General features: G+C 54.8%; 26 protein-coding genes. 12 read left to right on the top strand and 14 right to left on the bottom strand.

All coding sequences use genetic code 11. The annotated features are described in order from the left end of the window. Positions 1 to 12 precede the first annotated feature (12 nt). Positions 13 to 576, bottom strand: a complete 564-nt coding sequence (locus tag GV827_RS03940; protein WP_164352402.1) for a nucleotide exchange factor GrpE — start codon at positions 574 to 576, stop codon at positions 13 to 15. 9 nt (positions 577 to 585) lie between these two features. Then, positions 586 to 1,620 carry a heat-inducible transcriptional repressor HrcA gene (hrcA, locus tag GV827_RS03935; RefSeq protein ID WP_235930246.1) on the bottom strand — a complete coding sequence of 345 codons (1,035 nt, stop codon included), beginning with the start codon at positions 1,618 to 1,620 and terminating at the stop codon, positions 586 to 588. Positions 1,621 to 1,763: 143 nt separating this feature from the next. On the opposite strand from hrcA, the gene rph reads away from it, so the two are divergent. From rph to hemW, 3 genes are read left to right on the top strand one after another with little or no spacing between them, the layout of a single operon-like run. Beyond that, positions 1,764 to 2,477, top strand: a complete 714-nt coding sequence (gene rph, locus GV827_RS03930) for a ribonuclease PH (protein WP_164352400.1) — start codon at positions 1,764 to 1,766, stop codon at positions 2,475 to 2,477. After that, entirely contained in the window at positions 2,474 to 3,085 is a 612-nt protein-coding gene (gene rdgB, locus GV827_RS03925; RefSeq protein WP_164352399.1) for an RdgB/HAM1 family non-canonical purine NTP pyrophosphatase, read from the top strand. Before rph ends, rdgB begins: the two co-directional genes overlap by 4 nt. Then, a complete protein-coding gene (hemW, locus tag GV827_RS03920; RefSeq protein ID WP_164352398.1) occupies positions 3,078 to 4,235 on the top strand; it encodes a radical SAM family heme chaperone HemW in 1,158 nt (385 codons plus the stop codon). Before rdgB ends, hemW begins: the two co-directional genes overlap by 8 nt. Here hemW and GV827_RS03915 read toward each other — a convergent pair. The 7 genes from GV827_RS03915 to GV827_RS03885 form a co-directional block, all read right to left on the bottom strand. Then, complete coding sequence (locus tag GV827_RS03915) at positions 4,232 to 5,131, bottom strand: ParB/RepB/Spo0J family partition protein (RefSeq protein WP_164352397.1); 900 nt, start codon at positions 5,129 to 5,131, stop codon at positions 4,232 to 4,234. The genes hemW and GV827_RS03915 overlap by 4 nt on opposite strands. Positions 5,132 to 5,140: 9 nt before the next feature. After that, a complete protein-coding gene (locus GV827_RS03910) occupies positions 5,141 to 5,941 on the bottom strand; it encodes a ParA family protein (RefSeq protein ID WP_164352396.1) in 801 nt (266 codons plus the stop codon). Beyond that, positions 5,934 to 6,539, bottom strand: coding sequence for a 16S rRNA (guanine(527)-N(7))-methyltransferase RsmG (rsmG, locus tag GV827_RS03905; protein WP_204325705.1), 606 nt, complete (start codon positions 6,537 to 6,539; stop codon positions 5,934 to 5,936). The genes GV827_RS03910 and rsmG overlap by 8 nt, the downstream gene beginning before the upstream one ends. Beyond that, entirely contained in the window at positions 6,539 to 8,401 is a 1,863-nt protein-coding gene (gene mnmG / locus GV827_RS03900; protein ID WP_164352394.1) for a tRNA uridine-5-carboxymethylaminomethyl(34) synthesis enzyme MnmG, read from the bottom strand. The genes rsmG and mnmG overlap by 1 nt, the downstream gene beginning before the upstream one ends. 13 nt (positions 8,402 to 8,414) lie before the next feature. Further along, positions 8,415 to 9,701, bottom strand: coding sequence for a tRNA uridine-5-carboxymethylaminomethyl(34) synthesis GTPase MnmE (gene mnmE, locus GV827_RS03895; protein WP_164352393.1), 1,287 nt, complete (start codon positions 9,699 to 9,701; stop codon positions 8,415 to 8,417). Between the two features lie 31 nt (positions 9,702 to 9,732). Next, positions 9,733 to 11,004, bottom strand: a complete 1,272-nt coding sequence (gene rho / locus GV827_RS03890) for a transcription termination factor Rho (RefSeq protein WP_164352392.1) — start codon at positions 11,002 to 11,004, stop codon at positions 9,733 to 9,735. Positions 11,005 to 11,129: 125 nt separating this feature from the next. Further along, entirely contained in the window at positions 11,130 to 11,579 is a 450-nt protein-coding gene (locus GV827_RS03885; protein WP_164352391.1) for a CopD family protein, read from the bottom strand. 401 nt (positions 11,580 to 11,980) lie between these two features. Here GV827_RS03885 and GV827_RS03880 point away from each other — a divergent pair, with 401 nt between their 5' ends. Genes GV827_RS03880 through dnaQ form a run of 4 tightly spaced genes read left to right on the top strand, consistent with a single transcriptional unit; the run spans position 11,981 to position 14,679 of the window. Next, positions 11,981 to 12,580 carry a Maf family protein gene (locus GV827_RS03880; protein WP_164352390.1) on the top strand — a complete coding sequence of 200 codons (600 nt, stop codon included), beginning with the start codon at positions 11,981 to 11,983 and terminating at the stop codon, positions 12,578 to 12,580. Next, complete coding sequence (locus tag GV827_RS03875) at positions 12,577 to 13,410, top strand: shikimate dehydrogenase (protein WP_164352389.1); 834 nt, start codon at positions 12,577 to 12,579, stop codon at positions 13,408 to 13,410. The genes GV827_RS03880 and GV827_RS03875 overlap by 4 nt, the downstream gene beginning before the upstream one ends. After that, positions 13,410 to 14,000, top strand: a complete 591-nt coding sequence (coaE, locus tag GV827_RS03870; RefSeq protein ID WP_164352388.1) for a dephospho-CoA kinase — start codon at positions 13,410 to 13,412, stop codon at positions 13,998 to 14,000. Before GV827_RS03875 ends, coaE begins: the two co-directional genes overlap by 1 nt. After that, positions 13,993 to 14,679, top strand: a complete 687-nt coding sequence (gene dnaQ, locus GV827_RS03865; protein WP_164352387.1) for a DNA polymerase III subunit epsilon — start codon at positions 13,993 to 13,995, stop codon at positions 14,677 to 14,679. The genes coaE and dnaQ overlap by 8 nt, the downstream gene beginning before the upstream one ends. Here dnaQ and secB read toward each other — a convergent pair. Together secB and GV827_RS03855 are read right to left on the bottom strand one after the other, a co-directional pair. Then, complete coding sequence (gene secB / locus GV827_RS03860) at positions 14,676 to 15,173, bottom strand: protein-export chaperone SecB (RefSeq protein ID WP_235930231.1); 498 nt, start codon at positions 15,171 to 15,173, stop codon at positions 14,676 to 14,678. The genes dnaQ and secB overlap by 4 nt on opposite strands. A 42-nt stretch (positions 15,174 to 15,215) precedes the next feature. Then, positions 15,216 to 15,707 carry an FxsA family protein gene (locus GV827_RS03855; RefSeq protein ID WP_164352386.1) on the bottom strand — a complete coding sequence of 164 codons (492 nt, stop codon included), beginning with the start codon at positions 15,705 to 15,707 and terminating at the stop codon, positions 15,216 to 15,218. Positions 15,708 to 15,812: 105 nt separating this feature from the next. Here GV827_RS03855 and GV827_RS03850 point away from each other — a divergent pair, with 105 nt between their 5' ends. The 3 genes from GV827_RS03850 to GV827_RS03840 are packed head-to-tail and all read left to right on the top strand — an operon-like array spanning position 15,813 to position 18,099. Further along, a complete protein-coding gene (locus GV827_RS03850) occupies positions 15,813 to 16,475 on the top strand; it encodes a Tim44/TimA family putative adaptor protein (RefSeq protein ID WP_164352385.1) in 663 nt (220 codons plus the stop codon). 41 nt (positions 16,476 to 16,516) lie between these two features. Continuing rightward, complete coding sequence (mltA, locus tag GV827_RS03845) at positions 16,517 to 17,509, top strand: murein transglycosylase A (protein ID WP_164352384.1); 993 nt, start codon at positions 16,517 to 16,519, stop codon at positions 17,507 to 17,509. After that, on the top strand, positions 17,506 to 18,099 hold the full coding sequence (locus GV827_RS03840) for a Smr/MutS family protein (RefSeq protein WP_164352383.1): 594 nt from the start codon (positions 17,506 to 17,508) through the stop codon (positions 18,097 to 18,099). The genes mltA and GV827_RS03840 overlap by 4 nt, the downstream gene beginning before the upstream one ends. On the opposite strand, the gene GV827_RS03835 is transcribed toward GV827_RS03840, so the two are convergent. Further along, positions 18,096 to 19,313 (bottom strand): MFS transporter, encoded by a 1,218-nt coding sequence (locus GV827_RS03835; RefSeq protein ID WP_164352382.1) that lies wholly within the window; start codon positions 19,311 to 19,313, stop codon positions 18,096 to 18,098. The two genes, GV827_RS03840 and GV827_RS03835, sit on opposite strands and share 4 nt — an antisense overlap. Positions 19,314 to 19,691: 378 nt before the next feature. Between GV827_RS03835 and GV827_RS03830 the strand changes: the two genes are divergently transcribed. Next, the gene (locus GV827_RS03830) at positions 19,692 to 22,166 is read left to right on the top strand and encodes a DUF4214 domain-containing protein (protein WP_164352381.1); all 2,475 of its coding nucleotides are present in this window, start codon (positions 19,692 to 19,694) and stop codon (positions 22,164 to 22,166) included. 54 nt (positions 22,167 to 22,220) lie between these two features. Here the strand turns inward: GV827_RS03830 and hslU are convergent, their stop codons facing one another. Beyond that, positions 22,221 to 23,528, bottom strand: a complete 1,308-nt coding sequence (gene hslU, locus GV827_RS03825; protein ID WP_164352380.1) for an ATP-dependent protease ATPase subunit HslU — start codon at positions 23,526 to 23,528, stop codon at positions 22,221 to 22,223. Continuing rightward, positions 23,525 to 24,082, bottom strand: a complete 558-nt coding sequence (hslV, locus tag GV827_RS03820) for an ATP-dependent protease subunit HslV (RefSeq protein WP_164352379.1) — start codon at positions 24,080 to 24,082, stop codon at positions 23,525 to 23,527. Before hslV ends, hslU begins: the two co-directional genes overlap by 4 nt. Positions 24,083 to 24,183: 101 nt before the next feature. Here hslV and GV827_RS03815 point away from each other — a divergent pair, with 101 nt between their 5' ends. Beyond that, complete coding sequence (locus GV827_RS03815) at positions 24,184 to 25,089, top strand: capsular polysaccharide export protein, LipB/KpsS family (protein WP_164352378.1); 906 nt, start codon at positions 24,184 to 24,186, stop codon at positions 25,087 to 25,089. Positions 25,090 to 25,141: the final 52 nt, after the last annotated feature.

Below are 25,141 nucleotides of genomic sequence, written 5' to 3'. Positions count from 1 at the left end.
CTTCCTTGTGTCTCAGGATGCGGGCGTTGAAGATACGCCAACCTGTGCCGGACGCAGCAGACGGTCATGCAGCATGAAACCCTCGGCAGCGACCTGAATGATGTCACCCGCCTTGGTGCCGGGCACGGGCGCCTCGAACATAGCCTGATGCTGTTGCGGATCGAACCTGTCGCCGACTTCGGGTGCGATAACTTCGATGCCGTGTTTCTTGAATACGTTCAGAAGCTCGCGCATGGTCAGCTCAACGCCTTCCAGCAATGCGGCGGAAATCTCTTTCTGCTCTTCTGTCGCTGCTTCCAGCGCACGTTTCATGTTGTCGTAGACGGGCAGCATGTCACGCGCCAGTTTTGAACCGCCGTAGTTTTCAGCTTCACGACGATCCTTCTCAGACCGCTTGCGCGAATTCTCTGCATCCGCCAGTGCGCGCATGAATTTGTTCTTCAGCTCGTCCCGCTCTGCGCGCAGCTGGTCCAGTTCCAGTGCTTCATCGTCAATCTCGGCGTCCTGACCTGCGAACTCTTCCGCCATGGCCTCTTCCAGATCGTCCAGAAATTCGTTCTCTCTCGGTTCTGCCATTTTTCACCTCTAGCTGCGGTCGGACACCAATTTGCCTACCAGCTGTGCTGTGTAATTCACGATCGGCACGATCCGCCCATAGTTCAGGCGTGTAGGCCCGATGACCCCAACCGCTCCGATCACCTTTCGGTCAGCGTTCATATAAGGGGAAACGACCAGAGAGGAACCCGAAAGTGAGAAAAGTTTGTTCTCTGAGCCGATAAAAATGCGTACACCCTCGCCTTCTTCGGCCAATTCGAGGAATTCCGCGATGTCGCGCTTGCGTTCCAGATCGTCAAACAGGCTTTTGATCCGGGCAAGGTCTTCTTCCTCGGCCTCTCCTTCCAACAGATTCGATCTGCCCCGCACGATCAGCCGCTCGGAATTCTCATCATCGCCCTGCCACAGCGCGAGACCGCTTTCCACGAGCTGTTGCGCCAGGATGTCGATCTCTTGCCGGCGATGCGCGATCTCTTGTGCGATCGTCCGCTGCACTTCGCTGATCGTCTTCCCTTCGACAATCGCATTCAGAAAATTCGCGGCCTCCCGCATTGAACTTGGGGTCTGACCGACGGGTGGCGTGAACAACCGGTTTTCCACATGGCCATCTGAAAACACCAGAACCACAAGCGCACGGTCCTGTGACAGCGACACAAACTCGATGTGCTTGATCGGGGCCTCATGTTTGGGCGTCAGTACCAGTGACGCGCCTTGCGTGACGCCGGACAGGGCAGACCCGACGCGATCAAGCAGGCCACTGACGTCAGAGGCATTATCGCCAAGGGTCGCGTCGATTTTCTCGCGGTCCGTCTCTGTCGGATCGCCCAGTTCAATCATGCTGTCCACGAACATCCGCAGGCCCAGTTGCGTTGGAATCCGTCCTGCGCTGATGTGTGGTGACCCCAGAACACCCATATACTCAAGGTCCTGCATCACGTTGCGGATCGTGGCGGCGCTGACCTTTTCGCTGAAATCACGGGTCAGTGTGCGCGACCCGACCGGGTCACCGCTTGCCAGATAGCCTTCGACCACGCGGCGAAATACCTCGCGCGAGCGTTCGTTCATCTCTTGCAGCAAATCAGAAGCGTCAGTTTTTGGAATGTTCATGGTACCTGTAATAAAGGTGCACTTGGGCCAAACGTCAATCGGGGTTGCATCCTGCGTTGCGAGAGGAGTATCCCCGGCTAACATCAAAAAGGATCTTACTCATGCGTCCCTCTGGCCGAAATCTTGATGAAATGCGCGCTGTATCTGTTGAAGTAGGCTTTACCAAGCATGCCGAAGGATCTGCGCTGATTAAGATGGGAGATACCCATGTCCTCTGCACCGCGACAATCGAAGACCGGGTGCCGCCGTTTATCAAGGGTTCCGGTCTGGGTTGGGTCACTGCGGAATACGGGATGCTGCCCCGCGCCACGAACACCCGTATGCGGCGCGAGGCCGCGGCTGGAAAACAAGGTGGGCGTACCGTTGAAATCCAGCGCCTGATTGGCCGGTCCTTGCGCGCGGGTGTTGACCGTGTCGCGTTGGGAGAGCGTCAAATCACCGTAGACTGTGATGTGTTGCAGGCAGATGGCGGAACACGCTGTGCTTCCATCACTGGCGGCTGGATTGCCCTGCGTCTGGCGGTGAACAAACTGATGAAAGCAGGCGACGTGGTCAGCGACCCTTTGGTTGACCCGGTTGCCGCCATCAGTTGTGGGATTTACGCGGGCCAGCCCGTGCTTGACCTTGATTATCCCGAGGATTCGGAGGCCGGTGTTGATGGTAACTTTATCATGACCGGATCCAGGCGTTTGATCGAAGTCCAGATGAGCGCCGAAGGCTCCACCTATTCCCGCGATCAGATGAACGAACTGATGGACCTTGCAGAAAAAGGTGTCTCGGAATTGGTCGCGATCCAGAAAGACGCCGCCGCGTGACCCGCAAGTTCACTGACAAACGGATTCTTTTCGCCACCCATAACGCTGGCAAACTGGAAGAGCTGAAAGAGCTGTTCGCGCCGCATGGGGTTTCAGTTGTCGGTGCTGCCGAAATGAATCTGGCCGAGCCGGAAGAGACCGAAAACACCTTTGTCGGCAACGCCCGGATCAAGGCGCATGCAGCGGCGCAATCGACCGGTATTCCCGCACTGGCCGATGATTCAGGAATCGAGGTTGAGGCACTGGACGGAGCGCCCGGTGTGTACACCGCCGATTGGGCAGAAACACCCAACGGCCGCGATTTCCTGATGGCGATGACCAAAACCCACGATTTGCTTGAAGAGAAAAACGCCCCGCATCCCCGCCGTGCCCGTTTCTGCGCGACAATGGTGCTGGCATGGCCCGACGGACATGACGAGGTTTTTGCCGGGACAGTCAACGGAACCTTGGTCTGGCCGCTGCGCGGGAAACTTGGTCACGGCTATGATCCGATGTTTCAACCAGACGGACATGACAAAACATTCGCCGAAATGACGTTCGATGAAAAGAATGCCATCAGCCACCGGAGTGATGTTTTCGCCAAGCTGATCAAGGGTTGTTTTGACTGAAGACTGGCAACATGGCGGCTTTGGCCTCTATATTCATTGGCCATTCTGCGAGGCGAAGTGCCCCTATTGTGACTTTAACAGTCACGTCAGCCGCAGCATTGATCAACGTGCCTGGCGCGATGCCTATCTGATAGAACTTGAGAGGGCCGCACGGGAAACCTCGGGCCGAGTGCTTAATGCAGTTTTTTTTGGCGGCGGCACCCCAAGCCTGATGGATCCGCAGACAGTTGCCGACATCATAGCGGCGATCAGGAAACACTGGCCTACGGCAAATGATCTTGAAATCACGCTTGAAGCGAACCCAGGGTCGGTAGAGGCCGGCCGATTTGCCGCATTCCGTCAAGCTGGGGTATCCCGGGTGTCGATGGGGATACAGGCGCTGAACGACGATGATCTGAAGAGGCTTGGACGCCTCCACACGGCCAGTGAAGCGCTCGCTGCCTTTGATATCGCCCGAACACATTTTGAGCGTGTCAGTTTTGATTTGATTTATGGGCGTCAGGATCAAAGCCTTTCCGCATGGGAAGCTGAGCTAAAACAGGCTCTGACCCTTGCGATAGACCACATATCGCTCTACCAGCTCACGATTGAGAACGGGACGGCATTTGGCGATCGCTATGCGCGTGGAAAGCTGCCGGGTTTGCCGGATGAAGACCTTGGGGCGGATATGTTCACCGCAACGCAGGATATTTGCGGCGCAATGGGAATGCCCGCATATGAGGTTTCAAACCATGCGCGTGACGGGGCGCAATCGCGGCACAATCTGATCTACTGGCGCTATGGGGATTACATTGGGATCGGTCCAGGTGCGCATGGACGGCTGACTGTTGATGGTGGAAAATGGGCAACCGAATGCTTCAGCAATCCTAAGCGATGGCTTGAAGGCATTGGGTTGAGCCAGACAGAGAAACCACGCACGCTGCTGTCAAAGGACGATCAAGCGACAGAATTCTTGCTCATGGGCCTCCGCCTCAAGGAAGGGATTTGCCTTGACCGGTACACATCCCTCGCCGGTACACCAATTTCTGACGAAAAACTCCACCGACTGAAGGAGATCGCCATGATTGAGGTGGTCGGTTCAAGATTAATGGTTACAAATCAAGGACTTATGGTTCTGAATGCTGTAATCGAGGCGTTGCTACCCGATTAACCCCCGCTCAACATGCGGCACAGGGTATCAAGCTCATCAAGGCTCTTGTATTGCACAGTCAGTTGGCCACCCTCCTGCCCGGGCTTATGATCAATTCGAACTTTCATCCCGACTGAGGCTGACAAATCGCCCTCCAGCGCCTTCGTATCTGCATCTTTCTCATCTTTTACAGAAGATGGCCGAGCCTTCGTTTCAGTCTCTGTTCCGGCTGATGCTTCCTTTTTAACGAGGGCTTCAGTCGCGCGAACCGACAGCCCGCCTTTAACGATCTGCCGCGCCAGCTTCAGTGGGTCCTGTGCCGGAATAAGTGCGCGAGCGTGTCCAGCGCTCAACTCTCCATCACGGACCATATCGATAACCAATTCAGGCAGGTTCAGCAGGCGCAGGAGGTTTGCAATATGGCTTCTGCTTTTGCCCAAAGCCTCCGCCATCTTCTCTTGGGTATGGCCAAACTTGTCCATCAGCTGGCGGTATCCGGCGGCCTCTTCAATCGCGTTCAGGTCGGCGCGTTGGATATTCTCGATGATCGCGACTTCAAGAACCTCGACATCGGTGAAGTCCCGCACGATGACAGGCAGTTCATGCAGTTGCGCTAACTGTGCAGCGCGCCAACGGCGTTCACCAGCGACAATCTCAAAACTCCCATCATCCCTTGCCCGGACAATCAGCGGTTGGATCACCCCTTTTTCCCGGATCGACGCGGCCAGATCATCCAGATCGCCTTTTTCAAACCGCTTTCTTGGCTGTTCAGGATTTGGTGAAATCCGTTCAATTGGGATCATCTGCTCAGCAGCGGCTGGACCTTTGGCTGCTACCGCTTCGGTTTCTGCAACATCTGCCATCAAGGCAGACAATCCGCGTCCCAAGCCACGTTTTCTATCTGGTTTGTCTACCATCTCTTACCTCTAAACCTTGTTATTCTTGATAATCTCATTTGCCAACGCCCGATAGGCAGTCGCACCTTTGGACTGACTATCATAAGCCAACACTGGCATTGCAAAACTAGGTGCTTCGCTCACCCGGACATTTCGTGGGATCACGGTTTTGAACACCAGATCACCAAGATTGCTCCGCGCGTCATGCTCTACCTGCTGAGACAAGTTGTTGCGTTTATCGTACATGGTTAGCACAACACCTTCGATACGCAATTCCTTGTTTCCGCTCTGACGAACCTCACGGATGGTCATCATCAGCTGGCTCAAGCCCTCCAAGGCGAAGAATTCGCTTTGCAGCGGGACCAGAACAGAATGCGCAGCAATCATGGCGTTTACTGTTAGAAGGTTCAATGAAGGCGGGCAATCGATCAGAATGTAGTCAAATTCGAAGGCGTCCATCTGTGTTTGCCGCAAAGCATCATGCAGCAGGAAGCTCCGCTTTTCCGCTGAAAGCAGCTCAATATCAGCCGAGCTGAGGTCGACCGTCGCCGGAATAATACAAAGACCCGGGTATTCCGTTTCCTGTATCACATCATTCAGATCAAGATCTTCCAACAGCAATTCGTAAGTGGTGAATTCCCGGTCATCCAATTCAACACCTAATCCTGTCGATGCATTCCCCTGTGGGTCAAGGTCGACCAGCAGAACACGTTTGCCATGTTCAACCAAACCGGCCGCAAGGTTGATTGTCGTTGTTGTTTTTCCAACGCCACCTTTCTGGTTCGCTACCGCGATAATCTTGGGTCCTTTTGGGCGGGAAAGGTCAGACACGTTTGATATCCTTGATCTTCAAGACAGCAGCATCGGGGCTTGTTTTGCTTGTAATAGCATCGCAATGATAAGACCACTCAGTTCGTGCGGCTTCGTCCTCGGTCGACCATTTTGCGCCCTTCGGGAAAAGCGCTGTGCCTCCGGGCTTCAGGTGCCGTTCAGCAAACCCAAGAAGAACACTCAAGTCAGCGAGAGCGCGCGCAGAAACAATATCTGCAGCGAGGGGCGGAACATCTTCAATTCTATCAGAGATAACCCTTGCCTGCAGGTTCAACTCACGAATTGCAGTGCGCAAAAATGCGCATTTTCTCTGGTCGCTTTCTACAAGGATGAACTCGCGTTTGATCCTATCGTCCTGACCAAGGATGCTTACAACAATCCCCGGAAATCCGCCGCCACTCCCAAGGTCAACCCACCTTTTGAATGGTGGCGCCAGATCATAGAGTTGGGCAGAATCCACAATATGCCGACTCCACAGATCCTGCATACTTTGCTTTGATATCAGGTTTATTTTGGGCGTCCACTTAAGCACCAGGTCCGAAAAAGCTTCCAACTTTGCAAATGTTTCACGTGAAACATTTAGATCATCGCTTTGCATCACGCTGACTTCTTGCTTGTCTCACGCCGCAGACGGGCAAGAATCAAAGTCAGTGCTGCCGGAGTTACGCCATCAATACGGGCCGCTTGCGCCAATGTCTCTGGCTGCGCAGCGTTTAGCTTGGCCTTCAACTCATTAGAAAGCCCCTCTAGCCCAAGATAGTCAAAACCATCCTGGATCCGGTGCGCCTCATCTTTCTTAAGCTTTTCAATCTCCGCCTTCTGTCGTGACAGATAGTTGGAATACAGCGCATCCCGTTCGATCTGTTTTCGAATCTCTGGTTCTACTGCCTCGAGCGATGGGTGTAGCGGGATAATATCGTCAAATTTTGCATCAGGAAACGACAGCAATTGGAACGCAGTCCGGCGCGTACCGTCCTGGCTGACGGAAATACCACTACGCGCGGCTTCAGATGGCGTAAAGGTTTTCTCAGTCAGTAGTGTTTTGGCATCTTCCAGCTTCGCCGCCTTTTCTTCGAACAGTTCCTGGCGATCTGTTGACACGCAGCCCAATTCAATCGCCAGAGGCGTCAGTCTTTGATCCGCGTTGTCAGCGCGCAATGACAAACGAAATTCAGCCCGTGACGTAAACATCCGGTAGGGCTCACTGACACCGCAGGCGACAAGGTCATCTATCATTACGCCAATATAACTCTCTGCACGGCTAAAAGTCATCGGAGGTTTGCCTTGGGATACACAACCCGCATTGAGCCCGGCAACAAGCCCTTGTGCAGCAGCCTCTTCATAGCCCGTCGTGCCATTGATCTGCCCGGCAAGGTAAAGCCCGTGAATTGACCTTAGCTCTAGTGTGCTTTTGAGCGCCCTTGGGTCGACATAATCATATTCAATCGCATACCCTGGCTGCAGGATCACCGCTTCCTCAAGACCTTTTATGGAATGGACATAGGCTGCCTGAATCTCTTCAGGCAATGATGTCGAAATCCCGTTCGGATAGATTGTGTGATCGTCAACGCCCTCCGGCTCAAGAAAAATCTGATGAGACGTCTTATCCGCAAAGCGAACGATCTTATCTTCGATCGACGGGCAATAGCGCGGACCAATCCCATCGATATGGCCGCCGTACATGGCTGATCGCTTCAGGTTCGTACGAATAATCTCGTGCGTCGCTTCGTTCGTATGCGTGATGCCACAAGAGATTTGCTTGGCCGACGTGCTGGACGACATAAAAGAGAACAATGTTGGCTCGTCATCTCCGGGCTGGCTTTCTAGATCGGTCCAATCAATTGTTCGCCCATCAAGCCTTGGCGGCGTTCCTGTCTTAAGACGACCCAAGGGAAGATCAAAGCCATCCATCCGGTCCGCCAGTTTATTTGACGCGTTGTCCCCTATTCGCCCGCCAGAGCGGGAGACATCCCCGATGTGGATCACACCACGAAGGAACGTCCCGGTGGTAAGGATGACCGACCCTGCTTTGATCAACTCGTTGTCGGCCAGCTCCACTCCACAAATCCTGTCATTCTCAATGATCAGGTCTGTCACTTCGCCTTCGATGATCTCAAGGTTTGGACGCGCCAGCGTCTCGGTCAGCATGGCCTCACGATAGATCTTGCGGTCTGCCTGTGCACGCGGGCCCTGAACGGCCGGGCCTTTGCGACGGTTCAGCAATCTGAACTGAATGCCAGCCTTATCTGCAACCCGCGCCATCACGCCATCCATCGCATCAATCTCGCGCACAAGATGCCCTTTTCCCAAGCCACCGATGGCTGGATTACAGGACATCACGCCAATGTCATTTTTTGACATCGTTACGAGAGCCGTTCTAGCACCCATGCGCGCGGCCGCATGCGCCGCTTCGGTCCCGGCATGACCGCCGCCAATGACGACAACCTCAAAATGTTTCACGTGAAACACTCCATCACTTACCTATGCAAAAGCTGGAAAAGATCTCATCCAGCAAATCTTCGACGCCAATTCTTCCGACGACCGCTTCCAAGGATCGTACTGCCGATCTCAATTCTTCAGACCCGATATCGTAGTATTCAACCCCACGATCCACTACATCTTGCGCGCTCTTCAACTTTTGGAGGGCAGATACCATCGCCATCCTATGCCGTTCATGCGTAGCAACTCCTGCAGCCAGACTACGGGTTTTCAACTCTTGCGTCACCTTTGAAACAAGTTCCGCGATACCTTCACCCGTCTTACCAGAAATAGCATTCGGTTGGTCCGGAAATACATCCGCCTTGGGATGAACAATGATGTCTCCCTCAGATGGGGCCAGCATCAGCTCTTCATTCTCGTGCGCAAGGAAAATACGCAGGTCAGATGACCGGGCTCGGCTAATGGCGCGCTCCACCCCGATGGTTTCAACGACATCATCACTTTCTCGCAGTCCAGCGGTATCCAGCAACGTTACCGGCAAACCTTCAAGGTCCATCCGCACTTCAACAATATCCCTCGTCGTTCCAGCAACCTCAGAAGTGATCGCAGCATCGCGACCTGCCAACGCGTTCAGCAACGTTGATTTTCCAGCATTCGGCGCGCCGACAATGGCAACCTCAAAACCTAACCGGATTCGTTCAGCAACCTTTGATTTTTCGACTTCCTTTGCCAATTGATCTGTTACACCAGAAAGAAGCGCCCTGACTTCCGGCGTCACATCAACTGGCACCTCCTCATCTGCGAAATCAATCGTCGCTTCCAACAGCGCGGCCGCACGGATCAAATCACTGCGCCAACCTTCAACAAGGTCTCCCAAATGCCCCGACAACACACGCAGGGCCTGTTTACGCTGTGCCTCTGTCTCAGCATCAATGAGATCGGCAAGCCCCTCGACCTGCGCAAGATCCAGCCTTTCGTTCTCAAGGGCACGTCGTGTGAACTCTCCCGCTTCAGCAAGGCGCGCATCTGGAAACGTGCCCAGCGATTTCAGGACAGCGTCAACAACAGCGATGCTACCGTGAAGATGAAGCTCAACCACGTCTTCGCCGGTAAAACTGTTTGGTCCATGGAATGGCAACACAAGCGCACGGTCGATCACATCGCCGTCCGCCGTCCGGATCGTTCGCAGCGCGACCTGATGTGACGGTGGCAACTGGCCAGCCAGCTTTGCACTGATTTCAAGCGCGGCAGGGCCTGAAATACGTACAACGGACACACCTGCACGCCCCGAAGCAGTCGCTTGGGCAAAAATCGTCGCCATTTTCATTTAACCTTTTGTTATCAAATAACAATCAGGTGTTCATTGAATCGAAGAAGTCCGAGTTTGTCTTGGTCTGCTTCAACTTGCCCAACAGGAATTCGATCGCATCCGTTGTCCCCATCGGGTTAAGAATCCGGCGCAGAACAAACGTCTTTTGCAGATCGATCTTGTCAACCAACAGGTCTTCTTTCCGTGTACCGGATTTGAGAATGTCGATGGCCGGGAACACGCGCTTGTCAGCGATCTTGCGATCAAGAACAATTTCAGAGTTACCGGTGCCTTTGAATTCTTCGAAGATCACCTCATCCATCCGCGAGCCGGTGTCGATCAGTGCCGTGGCGATAATGGTGAGCGATCCGCCCTCTTCGATATTTCGTGCGGCACCAAAGAAGCGCTTGGGACGCTGCAGCGCATTGGCATCCACACCACCGGTCAGAACCTTACCAGACGATGGCACGACAGTGTTGAACGCGCGACCAAGGCGCGTGATGGAATCAAGCAGGATCACCACGTCGCGCTTGTGCTCGACCAGACGCTTTGCCTTTTCGATCACCATATCGGACACGGCAACGTGACGTGTTGCTGGTTCATCGAAAGTCGATGAGACAACCTCGCCCTTCACCGAACGCTGCATGTCGGTAACTTCTTCAGGTCGTTCGTCGATCAACAGAACAATCAGATAGCATTCCGGGTGGTTCTTTTCGATCGAGTTGGCGATGTTTTGCAGGATCACTGTCTTACCCGTACGCGGCGGCGCCACAATCAGCGAACGCTGTCCCTTACCGATGGGCGCGACCAGATCAATCACACGGGCTGATTTGTCCTTGATCTTGGGATCATCGACTTCCATCGTCAGACGTTCGTCCGGGTAAAGCGGCGTGAGGTTTTCAAAGGCCACCTTGTGGCGCGCCTTCTCTGGCTCTTCGAAGTTGATCTTAGTCACTTCGGTCAGAGCGAAATACCGTTCGTTATCGTCGGGTGCCTTGATCAGCCCCTCAATGGTGTCCCCGGTCCGCAGGGACCATTGGCGGATCATCTCTGGTGATAGGTAAATATCATCGGGACCTGGCAAATAGTTCGCTTCGGGTGAACGCAGAAAACCGAAACCGTCCTGCAAAACCTCAAGCACACCATCGCCTGAAATCTCCCATCCCTCGTCCGCGCGTTCACGCAGGATCTGGAACATCATCTCACCCTTGCGCATGGTGGAGGCGTTTTCAATCTCAAGCTCTTCCGCCATAGCAAGAAGGTTCTTGGGTGTTTGTGCCTTGAGATCGGCAAGATTCAGAGTGTCAGTTGTCATGGAACAATCCTGTGCAGCCCAAGCATGATCGCGGGCTGGTGGGTATTAGAATGAAATAGCTAGGCACCATCCCCGGACGGGGCGGTTCGAGAGATATAAGCGCGGGTCAGGACCGAGTCAACAAATCAGAATTTCACGACGACCGAGAACACGATGACAAGCATCAACACCGTCGGCACCTCGTTCATCATCCGGTACTGCCGACCGGTCAGTGTATTCTCGCCCTTTTGGAATGCCTTCATGCGTTGGATAAGCCAGATGTGAAACAGGATCATACCAATCACGCTTGCCCCTTTCAGCCAGGGCCAAACCATAGACCAATCAACGATCCCCGGCGTAAAGACCAGCACCAGACCGGCAATCCAGGTTGCATGCATGGCTGGGCGCATGATCACGGTTGCCAGCTTGAATTCCATCATCGTAAAGATTTCGTGGGTCTCACCTTCAAGCCCCGCGCGTTCGGTATGATGGACAAACAGACGGGGCAGATAGAACAACGCCGCCATCCATGAAATCACGGATACGATATGAAACGCTTTGACCCATGGGTAAGCGAGGGCAAGGAAGTCATACATATCCCACTCCGTGTTCTGTGCCCTTCTTATAATAATAAAGAAAAGAAGAAAGATGATGTTGTTAGTAGGGAGAAGGATTTCTGTGGATTAACGCTTTATCCCAGCGTTGTCCCCCAGAGGACAGGTTTCATCCCCAGACAGGGTATAAAACCGTGTAAGTACAAAATTTACCCGTTTTATCAGATATTTAACTGAAAACCGATCACCTGCTACTGTGTATAAAAATAGGATTTCACATACGGGACCCGATTCCTCCCGGTTCACAAGTTATGCTTTTCCACGCAGGAGAAAACCCGCAGGAAAATGAACATCTCTCAAAAGTATCGGCCTTGTGCCAATCCGTCAGATTTTGCACTAGAAGTTCCTAATAACTTCTTAATCAAACTCACAAGGTTATCCCCATGCCGCAACCTCTTATCCTCGCTTCGGGGTCAACCATCAGAGCGCAGTTGCTGCGACAGGCCTGTGTCCCCTTTGACGTTCAAGCGCCCAAGGTTGATGAGGAGATGATCAAGCAGGCACTCTTGGCTGAAGATGCGCCGCCGCGGGACATTGCGGATACCCTGGCCGAGATGAAGGCGCGCAAGGTAAGTGAAAAAAACCCAGGCGCACTGGTCTTAGGGTGCGATCAGGTGCTCGATCATAGGGGCCTGATGTTGTCGAAGCCCATGAGTCCCGAAGATGCATGTGATCAGCTGCGCAGCCTTAGCAACGACCGTCATACATTGCTTTCTGCGGCCGTGATCTGTGAAGACGGCAAACCAATCTGGCGTCAGATCGGTCAAGTACGTCTGCGCATGCGCGAATTGAGCGATGATTACATTCAGGATTATGTGACCCGGAACTGGGATAGCATTCGCCATGCGGTCGGGTGCTACAAACTTGAAGAAGAAGGCGTGCGCCTTTTCACTGGTATCGAAGGGGATTACTTTCATGTGCTGGGTATGCCACTTCTTGAACTACTGAATTATCTGACGTTGCGCGGGGATCTCTCCACATGAATTTGCCCAAAATACCGCTGGCAGGGGTCATAGGCTCCCCCATTGCACACTCCAAATCACCGCAGCTTCACCGACACTGGCTCAAGACTTATGGGATCGAGGGCTACTATATTCCAATGGATGTGGTGGCACAGGATCTGGAAGAAGTCGTGCGGACCTTGCCCAAGATGGGTTTCGTCGGCGTCAACGTCACCATCCCGCACAAAGAGGCAATCCTTTCCATCGCTGATCTGGTCACTGACCGTGCAATCCTGATCGGCGCTGCCAACACGCTGATCTTCCGCAAGGACGGCAAGATTCACGCGGACAACACGGATGGCTATGGGTTTCTTGAGAACCTCAAGACCGGCGCGCCGAACTGGACGCCAAAATCAGGGCCAGCCGCCGTCTTGGGTGCCGGAGGTGCCGCGCGTGCGGTGATCGCGTCCCTGCTGGATGCCGGTGTGCCAGAGATCATGCTGTCCAACCGAACGCGCGTGCGTGCCGAAAAGCTGAAGTCGGATTTCGGCAGCCGAGTGCGCATTTTCGACTGGGTGCAGGCCGGTAACATGCTGGCAAACGCTGCTTTGGTCGTGAACACCACGTCACTTGGCATGATCGGCAAGGGAGAGATGCGGGTGCCGCTGGACGGATTGCGCAAGGAATCTGTTGTCACTGATCTTGTTTACGCACCGCTCAAGACCAAGCTGCTGGAAGCGGCCGAGGAAGCCGGGTGTGTGACCGTCGATGGGTTGGGCATGTTGCTGCATCAGGCCGTACCAGCGTTCGAACGTTGGTTTGGCAAACGCCCCGAAGTGGACCGCACCACGCGTGCAGCGGCGTTGCGTTGATGTTCTTGCTTGGGTTGACCGGTTCCATTGGCATGGGCAAATCGACGACGGCGCAGATGTTCGTTGAAGAGGGTTGCGCGCTTTGGGACGCGGACGCGGCGGTTCACCGGCTTTATTCTAAGGGAGGCGCTGCAGTTGCGCCGCTTCGCGAGGCATTCCCGGAATCCATCGCAGATGGTGCTGTTTCCCGACCAAAGCTGAAAGAGATCATCGGGCGTGATCCTGCCGCTCTGAAAAAGATTGAAAGCATCGTGCACCGGTTGGTCGGACAGGACCGCGCCGCCTTCATCGCGCAGGCAACCTCCGACATTGTCGTCCTCGATATACCCTTGCTGTTTGAGACCGGCGGCAACACACGTGTTGACGCGGTTGCCTGTGTCACCGTCGATGACGCCACCCAAAGGGATCGCGTGATGGAGCGCGGCACGATGACCGAAGCACAGTTTGAAGCGATCAAGGCCAAGCAGTTGCCCGCATCGGAGAAATGCGCGCGATCAGACTATGTGATCGAAACCGATACGATTGAACACGCGAAAGAGCAGGTGCAGTCTGTGGTTCAAGACATTCGGGAGAAGTTGAAAAATGCGTGAGGTTGTCCTCGACACTGAAACGACGGGGTTTGACCCTGAAACAGGCGACCGGATTGTTGAGATTGGCGCGGTAGAACTGATGGGTCACGTGGCAACGGGCCGGACGTATCACCAATACATCAATCCCGAACGGGCAATGCCCCAGGATGCTTTCGAAGTGCACGGATTGGGCGACGATTTCCTGCGCGACAAGCCAAAATTCGCGGAAGTCGGCCGCGCCTTTCTGGATTTCATCGGGGACGCCAAGCTGGTCATCCATAACGCCGCGTTCGATATCAAGTTTCTGAACGCCGAACTAAAGTGGATGAACCTGCCGCAAATCCCATGGGAGCAGGCGATTGACACGCTCGCCATCGCGCGCAAACGGTTCCCCGGTTCCCCAGCTTCCCTCGATGCCCTGTGCCGCCGGTTCAAAATCGACAACTCGTCCCGCACTTTGCACGGGGCCTTGCTTGACAGCGAAATTCTTGCCGAAGTTTATCTGGAACTGATTGGCGGACGGCAGCCTGACTTCGCGCTGTCGACGCAATCTTCTGGCGCAACGGGACAGGCGGCTGTTCAGTGGACGCCAAGACCACGGGCAACGCCCTTGCCATCGCGGATTTCGGAGAAAGAAGCCGCCGCCCATGCGGAGTTTGTCAGCAAGCTGGGCGACGGCGCATTGTGGTCAAAGGTTTAGGCGTCCGCCTTGGGCGCACCTTCTGCCGCCTGACGTCGTGCGATCTCGTTTCGGTAAAGTGACACGAAATCGATGTTCTCAAGGTTCAGTGGTGGGAAACCCCCGTCGCGTGTGATGTCACTGACGATCCGGCGTAGGAATGGGAAAATCATGCGCGGGCATTCAATCAGCAGGAACGGATGGATCTGGTCGTCGGGGATATTCTCGATGTGGAAAATGCCGACATAATCAACTTCAAGAACGAAAAGCGTGGTGTCGCCACCCTTGTCCTTGGATGTCACGTTCAGCTTGATGGAACTTTCATACTGGTGATCCGCTGAGCGCTTTTTCGCATCAAGGTTTACCTGAACTTCGACGTCCGGCTGTACGTCGGCGCCGCCACCTTTTTGCGCCATGATGTTTTCAAAGGACATATCGCGAATGAATTGTCCCAATACGCGCATTTGCGCCTGTGGTGGTTGTGCTGCTTCTTCGGCCATCGGTGTCTCCGTCATGAAAATAGATTCACGCGGGCTTAACAGAAGGGCAAAGCGCCCTCAATGCTTTGTCCAGCCAGAGGAGCCTTTGTCATTTTGCGCTGTATCGCTGATCTCATGGTATTCCGCGTCAATTACGTCTCCTTGCGGATCGGAAGGATGCGGATCTTGTCTGTAGGTCTGACTACGGGTTTCAAATGTCTGCACATCCACCCGCGCACGAATGGCGCGGTATGCAGCTTGCCGCAGGCCGGGGACGAGCAGTGAAAATCCAATGGCATCGGTGAAAAATCCGGGCGTCAGCAAAAGCGCACCGGCAAAAAGGATCATCGCCCCGTGCACCAGGGGCTCAGTCGGATCGCGCATGTCCGAGAATGAACTGCGCAACTGCCCCAAGGCCATCGCGCCCTGTGTGCGGACCAGCCAGGTACCAAGAACGGCAGTGATCAGAACAATAGCAAGGGTCCATCCAAGCCCGATTGCACCGCCGATTTTAATGAACAAGGCGATCTCAATCATGGGAACAGCGATAAATGCGATCAAAAGCCACATATGGCAGGCGTCCTTTTACTTGGGGTGCGGTGGACTCACCCCGGTCGAAGACCTACATAAGGTCTCTAGCGACGTGTTTCCATGTTTTGACCCCGTGAGGTAGCGATGAATTCACCCATGATACAGCTTCTGGTGTTGGCCGGTATTGCCGTATTTCTGATCCTGCGCCTGAAAAATGTGCTTGGCACGCGGGAGGGGTTCGAAAAGCCGCCCGTGACTGATCAGACTACCGCCCGCCGCAGCAGTGGACCTGCCTTTGAGGTTATAGAAGGAGGCCCCGACCTTGATATAACGGACCACGTCCCCGCTGACAGCCCGGCTGGCAAAGCGCTGGCTGAAATGAAGCGGATTGAGCCATCTTTTGGTGTCAGCGATTTCCTGGGTGGTGCGCGTCAGGCCTATGAGATGATCGTCATGGGGTATGAACGTGGTGAACTGGACAAGATCCAGCCGTTTCTTTCCGAAGATATCTACGAAAGCTTTGTCGACGGTGTCGCAGCCCGAGAAGATCAGGGCCTGACGATCGAGGCGGAGTTCATTGGTGTGCGTGAAACCGAACTGGTGAATGCGTCCATCGACCCCGATACCAACGAATCCGAGATGACCATCCGCTTTGTGGGTGAGCTGACTTCTGCTGTTAGGGATGAGGCGGGCGATATCGTTGAGGGCAGCCTGACCGAGGTCAAACGCCAGAAAGACACATGGGTCTTTGCCCGCATCATGGGCTCGGACGATCCGAATTGGCTGTTGGTCTCTACAGACGGTTAAGCCATGCGGTTGTGGCATCGCTTTGGGCAGGCGTGGTTTCTATGACGCCTGCCTCCGCCACCGATGTATCTTATGAAGTGCTTGGATTCGATCAGCTTGATGGCTGGGCCGAAGATGACCACGCCGATGCGCTTAAGGTGTTTCTGAACACTTGTCTGGATATGAAGGATCCGGATTGGACCGCTCTGTGCAATTATGCCAAAGCGCAGCCGGAGCCACGCCAGTTTTTCGAGCTGTTCTTTCGCCCCGTGCTGATTGATGACGGCCAAGAGGCTCTCTTCACCGGTTACTTCGAGCCAGAGCTGGACGGTGACCGTTATCGGTCTGCCCGTTACCGGTATCCCGTGTATAAAATGCCGAATGAGGCATTGGAGTCCAACCCTTGGTTGACGCGCCGCGACATCCTCGAAGGGGACGTCATGGCGGGCCGTGGGCTTGAGATTGCTTGGGTCGATGATCCCGTCGAATTGTTCTTTTTGCAGATTCAGGGGTCAGGACGGATCAAATTGCCGGACGGAAGCCGCATTCGTGTGGGATACCGAGGCTCTAACGGTCACCCCTATCGGTCTATCGGTGTCGAACTGGTCCGGCGGGGTGTTTATCAAGCGCATCAGGTAAGTGCCGAAGTCATCAAGAACTGGGTGCGCCGCAACCCGGCGCTGGGACGTGAATTGTTGTTCCACAACCCATCATATGTGTTCTTTCGGGAAGTCAGTCAGGTGCCATCGGATCAAGGGCCTCTTGGTGCGATGAACCGGTCCGTTACTGCGATGCGAAGCATCGCAGTGGACCCGGCTTTCGTGGAACTTGGCGCGCCGGTCTGGATCGAGAAAGATGGAAAGAACCCGCTCCGCAGGTTGATGATTGCGCAGGATACAGGTTCAGCAATCAAGGGCGCGCAGCGGGCCGATGTTTTCTTTGGTACCGGGGACAAGGCCGGCCAGGATGCTGGCAAGTTGCGCGATCCGGGTCGCATGATCGTACTGATGCCAATTCAGCGTGCCTATGCCTTGCTGCCGGAAAGCGCGCTATGACGCGCAACCGCAGACACGGCCCACTGAACGATGATGATCTGGCATTGTGGCGGCAGGTCACGGACCGCACCGAGAAGCTGGACCTAAAATCCCTTTTCACGCCAGAAATTGACGTCCCTGCCCCTGCGCCACCGGCGTTACGCAAATCAAAAACCGTGCTGATGGGAAAACCAGCAGGCAAATCCAAACACAGCGGCCATGATCTTGTGCCTTCTCTCCCGGATCGGCTGAACCGTGACCCGGTACAAATGGACCAAAAGGCGTTCGGCAAGATGAAACGGGGCAAGCTGAAACCGGAGGGCCGGATTGATTTGCACGGCATGACGCTCGACCGTGCGCATCCTGCTCTGAACCGGTTCATCATGTCTGCGCATCAAAGCGGCAAGCGCCTTGTTCTGGTGATTACGGGCAAGGGCAAGCAGCGCGACGAAGGTGGGCCGATTCCTGTGCGGCACGGTGTCTTGCGCCATCAGGTGCCCCAATGGTTGTCGATGCCGCCGCTTTCTTCGGTCATTCTACAGGTAACGCAGTCGCATGTCAGTCACGGTGGCCAGGGCGCATACTATGTTTATCTGCGCAGGCAACGTTAACGACCCAGCGTCGGTCGATAGCGAACGATCCCTATCGTCGCGAGACCGGCAGCGAACAGATAGTACACCGCAATGGGCAGCATCTGATCCGGGAAGTTGATACCAAAATCAATCAGCACACCCGTGATGCCCGGCCCAATGGCTGACCCAAAGACCATTAATGCCGCAGCAACAGACTTGATCGAACCAATGTGGCGGGTACCATAGTATTCAGCCCAAAACGTCGAAGAACCCGTGGCCTGCAACCCCTGCCCCACACCAAAGATGACAAGCCCCACGCCCGCCATAAAAATCGTGTCGGCAAAAGTCAGGACGGCGAAAGACGCCGCGAAAGGCAGCATCTGAAACGGGACAATCCGGCTGACGCCAAAGCGATCGATGGCCCAGCCGGAGAGGAAAGTGGAGAGCACGGATGACACCGTATAAATCGGCATCAGGCCTACGTAGGCCACCAGCTCCCAGCCTTTGACCTGCGTCAGGTGGACCTGTTGAAAGAGCAACGCCGTTCCCCACGCTGACGGGCCTACAATCATAGGGATCATCAGAAAGAATAATCCTGATCGCAGCATCTGACCACGTGTCCAGTGCTGGCCATCCATTCCGGCAATCTGTGCTTCGGCGGCCATTGATTGCGGCGTGCGTTCCTGGCGAAGGAGCATCAGCAATATGGGGATCGTTATCAGGACAAGAGCCGCTGCCAGCACCCAAAGCATGCGCCAGTGCACGACAGCGAAGAGCGCTACGAAAACCACCGGCAAGATGGCCTGCCCGGCTGCAAATCCCATTGACGACAATGACAGTGCTTTGCCGCGCGTTGCCTCGAACCAACGGACCATGGCAACAGCGCCAAGCTGCGACATCATTCCCTGACCAGTCAGCCGCAACGCGAAAATGACGCCCATCAATAGGATCCATGATGTGTTTATGGACATCGCCATGCAGGCAGCGGCCAAGGCCAGCATCACGCCCAACGCAAGGACCCGCACGCGAAACCGGTCGGTCAATACCCCGGCCCAGATCATCGCGAGGGCAGAAGCTGTGGTACCGACGGTATAGATGCCGCCCCATTGCCCGTCTGTCAGGTCAAAGTCCGCTTTGATCTCTCCTGCGAACAAGGAAATGAAATAGGTCTGGCCATATGACGACGTAAAAGTCAGCAGAAAACCTGCCAGCAAGAACGGCCAGTTGGCGCGGAGGAAGCGGAGATAGTCCATTCGCGCTTATACCGTCTTGGGGTACAGAAACCAGCGTTTGAAATGACGACCAGAGCCAGGACCTGGAAGTCTTTGATGCATAGGTAAAGCAGTCCAGAATACTGCCATCTGAAGGCGAACCGACCATACACAACTATCCTGTGAACAGTACTTTTTCATCAAAATCTGGATATCGCTAGGCTCGCGCAAATTAAGACGTATCGCGGATAGAAATGCGTGATACCATCGATGGATTGATAGGGGGACCAAACAATGGCAACTGCCGCAGAAATTAATGAAATTATCAAACTCTATGTTGGCTAGTATAACCGGGCGCCAGACGCGCTTGGCCTGAATTTTTGGATCGGTGCGTTTGATCGAGGGTTTTCCTTGGCAGAGATGGCGGTCGACTTTTCAACCCAGCCCGAGACACGCGCGAACTATCCGTTTTTTGACCCGGCGCAGCAGCCGAACCCAACTCTCGTTGATCTGGGTACATTCATTGACACGGTGTATGACAATCTGTTCAACAGAGCCCCGGATCAGGCTGGCAAGGATTTTTGGGCTGGAAAGATCAACTCTGGTGAGTTTTCCGTAGGTCAGGCCATCAGCCTGATTATCGCTGGTGCAACAACATCACCGGACCAGGATGTCGTCGCGAACAAAGTGGCCGCTGGTCTGGATTTCTATACTCAACTGAATGCCACTCCGGGTGGGTCGACCTATGTATTCACGCCTGCAGACGTGACTGCAGCAACGGATCTTCAAAAGAATGTCACGGCTGATCCTGCGTCTCTCGATTCGGCGACAACGGCGACTGATGCCTTCATTGCCAGTTTTGGTGGCGGCACGCAGACAGGTATTTCCGTGAACCTGACAACCGGAACAGATCAGCCCGGCGGCGGCGGTGGCGCTGCAGACACCCAAGGCACCACTGGTGACGACACATATTCGGCGACAGTTGAGGCCAACAATGGCGGAACGTTGCAGAGCAGCGACAATATCGCAGCGGGTGATGGTACCGACACACTGAATGTGCGGGTCATTTCAACCACGAGCGGGGGACAGATTGTTTCACCGGCGGCCTCTGGGTTGGAAAAGGCTGTTGTCACCAATGAAACGTCCAACGGGATCTTTATTCTTAATTTCAACGCCATTGTGGGCGAGACCGAAGTCACCGCGAAGGACAGCGGCCCAAGCACGTTGACGGGTTTTAGTAATCTGGACATCGGAACCAGCATTCGGATGGAGAATGTCGACGGGGCAGTGGGGGTGAACTTCAAGGGTGACCGAAGTGCATCAACCAACGACAGTTTTGATCTGTTTATCGCAGATTCAGGGACCGAGGATTCTTCCTCTACGTTCTTGATCGCTGATGCGCAGTTAAACAATGCAGACACAGGATTTGAGAACGCAAATATCGAGACCGGTGGGACCACAGAATCCTTTCTGAACATGATCAGTCTGGAACTGGAGTCGCTGGTGATCACGGGGACACAACAGCTGAACCTCGAAGACACTATCGATAATTTTGAGCTTCTGAAGTCCGTAGATGCCAGCGCCTTGTCCGGAGGGGGCCTGAACCTGCGGGCGGGCAGTAATACGCAGTCGGATTTCTCATTTACCGGCAGCGGGCAGGACGATTCTGTTGTTTTGAACAACAGTCTCTTCAACAATCCCAATACGTTGTCTTTGGATGGCGGCGCGGGCGAAGACACTCTGGTCGTCAACTCGTTCACCAACCTCTCTGCGACTTCCGTCAACGCGGCGAATGGGTTTGAGGCATTGGGCTCTGCCGACAGCACCTCCAGTCTTGATGCGAATGATTATACCACGATCGACACGTTCATCTTTGATGGTCAGACCGGAAATGACAGTCGGCTGAACATCACTGGTGTGACGGGCGATGACAGGTTTGTCTTCCAGTCCGATGTGGGCCGCGGTGATGAGGCGCTCCGCTTTGCGGCAGATACCGCAGGACAGGCGCTCACCTTTGAACTGAGCGCAGACAGTGAAACGAACGGTGAAGTGCGGATCCTTTCCGACACCAACACAGGTAATGACACGGCAGCAATCGGGTTTGGCAACTCGAACATCAGTTCGGTCGAGATCATCTCTAGTGGGACGAACGCCAATGCCAACGTCATTCGTGCAGTGGATAATGGCAGCAATAATTACTTTGCCTTCGCCAACCAGAACGGCCCAAGCAACTTTGGCATTTCCGGATCCCAGGCTCTGACCATCACGGCCGAGGTGGGCGTATCGCTCACGGCAAGCTCTGATGAGAGGGGTTTCGAAACCGGTGTGAACCTTGACGGATCCAGCGCCACGGGTGCATTGCGAATTGCTGGATCTGGCACGGCGGATGCGATTGAAGGCGGTTCTGGCAATGACATCCTCTATGGTTTGGGCGGCAATGATGTCCTGACGGGCAACGGCGGATCGGATCAGTTCCGCTTCTCGGACTGGAATAGTACCGATACGATTCAGGACTTTGTTGCAGGTCAGGACAAGATTGGACTTGAGCGTGTTGATTTTGGCAACACCAATGCGACCACGGCGGGGACGGCCCTTAGTACCAATGACTATGTCCAGAACTTGCAGGCTGTTGCCAATCTGACAAACGCGGATTCAGACAAGCTGGTTGAGCTTCAATTGGCTGCGACAAATGATCAGATCACGCAAACCTCTGTTGGGGCGACCAACACCTATCTCTTGGTTTTCAACCAAACGTCCGGCAAGGGCGAGCTGTGGTTCGACAATGACTGGTCCACGGCATCCAGCCGCTCAATGACTGCCGAATTCGCCAACATCACTGAATTGTCTGATCTTATTGGCCTGACAAATACGGACTTTGTCGAATACACATTCTGATCGGAAACATTGAAAATCAGAGCGCGCGCCAGGGAACTGGCGCGCGTTTTTCGTTCAAAGCACGTAGCGGCTCAGATCGGCAGAGCGGGTCAGCTCACCCAGGTTCTTTTCAACGAAATCTGCGTTTACTTCGATGTTTTCGCCGGCACGGTCCGGGGCGGTAAAGGACAACTCCTCGAACACCCGTTCCATCACCGTATAAAGGCGCCGCGCACCGATGTTCTCGACCGTATGGTTCACATCCGCGGCAATCTTGGCCAGCGCTGCGATGCCTTCCTGAGTAAAGCTGACAGTCACCTCTTCGGTTCCCATCAAAGCGGTGTATTGCAGGGTCAGCGCGTTGTCCGTCTCTGTCAGAATGCGCACGAAATCTTCTTCCGTCAGCGCCCGCAGTTCTACGCGGATTGGCAGACGGCCCTGCAATTCGGGCAGAAGGTCAGATGGTTTGGCAATGTGGAAGGCACCCGATGCGATAAAGAGTACGTGATCGGTTTTTACTGGCCCGTGTTTGGTGCTGACAGTTGTGCCTTCGATCAGGGGCAGCAGGTCGCGCTGCACACCTTCGCGGCTGACATCGGCGCCGCGTGCATCAGAGCGCGCGCAAACCTTGTCGATCTCATCAAGGAAAACGATACCGTTCTGTTCAACCGCTTCGATAGCGTTGCGGGTGACGGTTTCGTCATCCAGCAGCTTGTCCGCTTCCTCACCAATCAGGATCTCATAGCTTTCGGCGACAGACAGCCGCTTGGTTGTTGTGCGCCCGCCCAATGCTTTGCCAAACAGATCACCAAGGTTCATCATGCCTGCACCCATGCCGGGCTGACCGGGGATTTCCATCATCGGAAAAGGGCTGGATGTTTCCGTGACCTCGAGATCGATCATCGTGTCGTCCAGCAGACCGTCCTTGAGCTTTTTTCGGAACATATCGCGCGTTCCTTCGCGGGCCTCCGTGCCTGCAATGGCGTCAATCACGCGTTCTTCGGCAGCTTTGTGGGCCTTGGCTTTGACGTCCTCGCGCATGTGTTCGCGTGTCATGGCGATGGAGGCATCGACCAGATCGCGGATGATCTGCTCCACATCCCGGCCGACATAACCGACTTCGGTAAATTTTGTGGCTTCAACCTTGAGGAACGGCGCGCGTGCCAGCTTTGCCAAGCGGCGGCTGATCTCTGTCTTGCCGACACCGGTGGGCCCGATCATCAGGATATTCTTTGGGTAAACTTCCTCGCGCAGATCATCACCCAGCTGCTTGCGACGCCACCGGTTGCGCAGCGCTACGGCGACTGCGCGTTTTGCGTCTTTCTGACCAATGATAAAGCGGTCCAGTTCCGATACGATTTCGCGGGGGGTCAGATCGGTCATTTCGAAATTTTCTCCACGGTAAGGTTGCCGTTGGTGTACACACAAATGTCTGCGGCAATTGCCATCGCGTCGCGGGCGACACCTTCCGCATCACGGTCGCTGTCGATCATGCCGCGCGCGGCAGCCAGCGCGTAGTTACCGCCAGAGCCGATGGCGGCCACGTCATGTTCGGGTTCAAGAACATCGCCCGCGCCGGTGATCACCAAAAGTTCACTGCCATCGGTCACAATCAGCATCGCTTCGAGCTTTTGCAGGTACTTGTCCGTGCGCCAGTCCTTGGCCAGTTCCACGCTTGCGCGTTGCAATTGCCCTGGTGTCGCCTCCAGCTTGGCCTCAAGCCGTTCCAGCAGCGTAAAGGCGTCTGCCGTCGATCCGGCAAAACCTGCAACCACATCGAACCCGCCGGGCGACAGGCGGCGCACCTTGCGTGCAGTGCCCTTGATGACAGTCTGGCCAAGGCTCACTTGCCCGTCGCCTGCAATCACCACTTCACCGCCCTTTTTCACGCCGATGATCGTGGTGCCGTGCCAACCGGGGAAATCGTCTTGTGCCATGTATGTCTCCGTTGTTCTTCGTGGGTATATGGCCCCCATGGATCAGAGGCACAAGGGCAGCGCTGGTTGTGAGACAGGATCGGAGCAGATAACGTTCTGCCATGACCCATGACGCAACTTTTCGTTTCTATCTGGAAGAGCCCTTGCGCACTTCCGCTGCGAACGGGGAACATAATTTCATAAACCTTGTGGTGAAGGTGATGAAGCGGGCGGGCTTTGACCCGACCTTCCACAGATTGCCTGCCAGTGATGTGCCAGCAGACGGATATTCGCTCTCGCACATGGTGAACCCGCCGAATGACAGGGGATTGGTCTTCCGCCGGGTCTATCACTATCCGTTCTGGCAGATCGAGGCGGTCGCGCAACGCTGGCAGTGGGATGTGGCGCGGGCCACATTTGATCCGGAATGCGCATCCAAGGACGCGCCCCGTTTCTACAGCTACTGGCAAAACCGTCTGTTTGGTGATGCGTCGCAAAAGGCGCGGCGGGATGGGTTTGTCTATGTGCCTTTGCAGGGGCAACTGGGGCGCGAACGTCTGTTTCAGGCCTGCAGCCCCCTTGAGATGATTGAACACTGCCTAGAAAACGATCCAAAGCGAAATATCGTGGCAACCTTGCATCCAAAAGAAAGCTACACGCGCAAGGAACTGGCCGATCTTGATGCGCTGGAACGCAAGCATCCGCGGCTGACGGTCGATACCGGTAATATGGCGCAATATCTGCGCACCTGCGATTACGTGGTAACCCAGAATTCGGGCGCGGGATTCTCGGGATATTTCTTTGGAAAACCGGCTCTCTTGTTTGGTCAGATCGACTTTCACCATATCGCGGAACGGGTAGATATGGGCGCACTGGACAAGAGCTTTGCGAAGGTGGCGACGCTGGCACCGGCCTATGACAAGTACATCTGGTGGTTTTGGCAGGATCAGTCGATCAACGCGGGGCGCGAGGATGCGGAGGACAAGATTGCATCCCGGTTGAGACGGTTTGGCTGGCCGGTGGTGTAACGCCCGCGCAACTAAGCCTTAACGGTATGAAATGAAGAAGGCGCCCCGTTTG

This window comes from Sulfitobacter sediminilitoris (assembly GCF_010667575.1).
In the GTDB taxonomy this organism is placed as follows: Bacteria; Pseudomonadota; Alphaproteobacteria; order Rhodobacterales; family Rhodobacteraceae; genus Sulfitobacter; species Sulfitobacter sediminilitoris.
The sequence above is the reverse complement of the archived record's forward strand: the minus strand, read 5'-3'. Positions and strand labels throughout refer to the sequence as shown.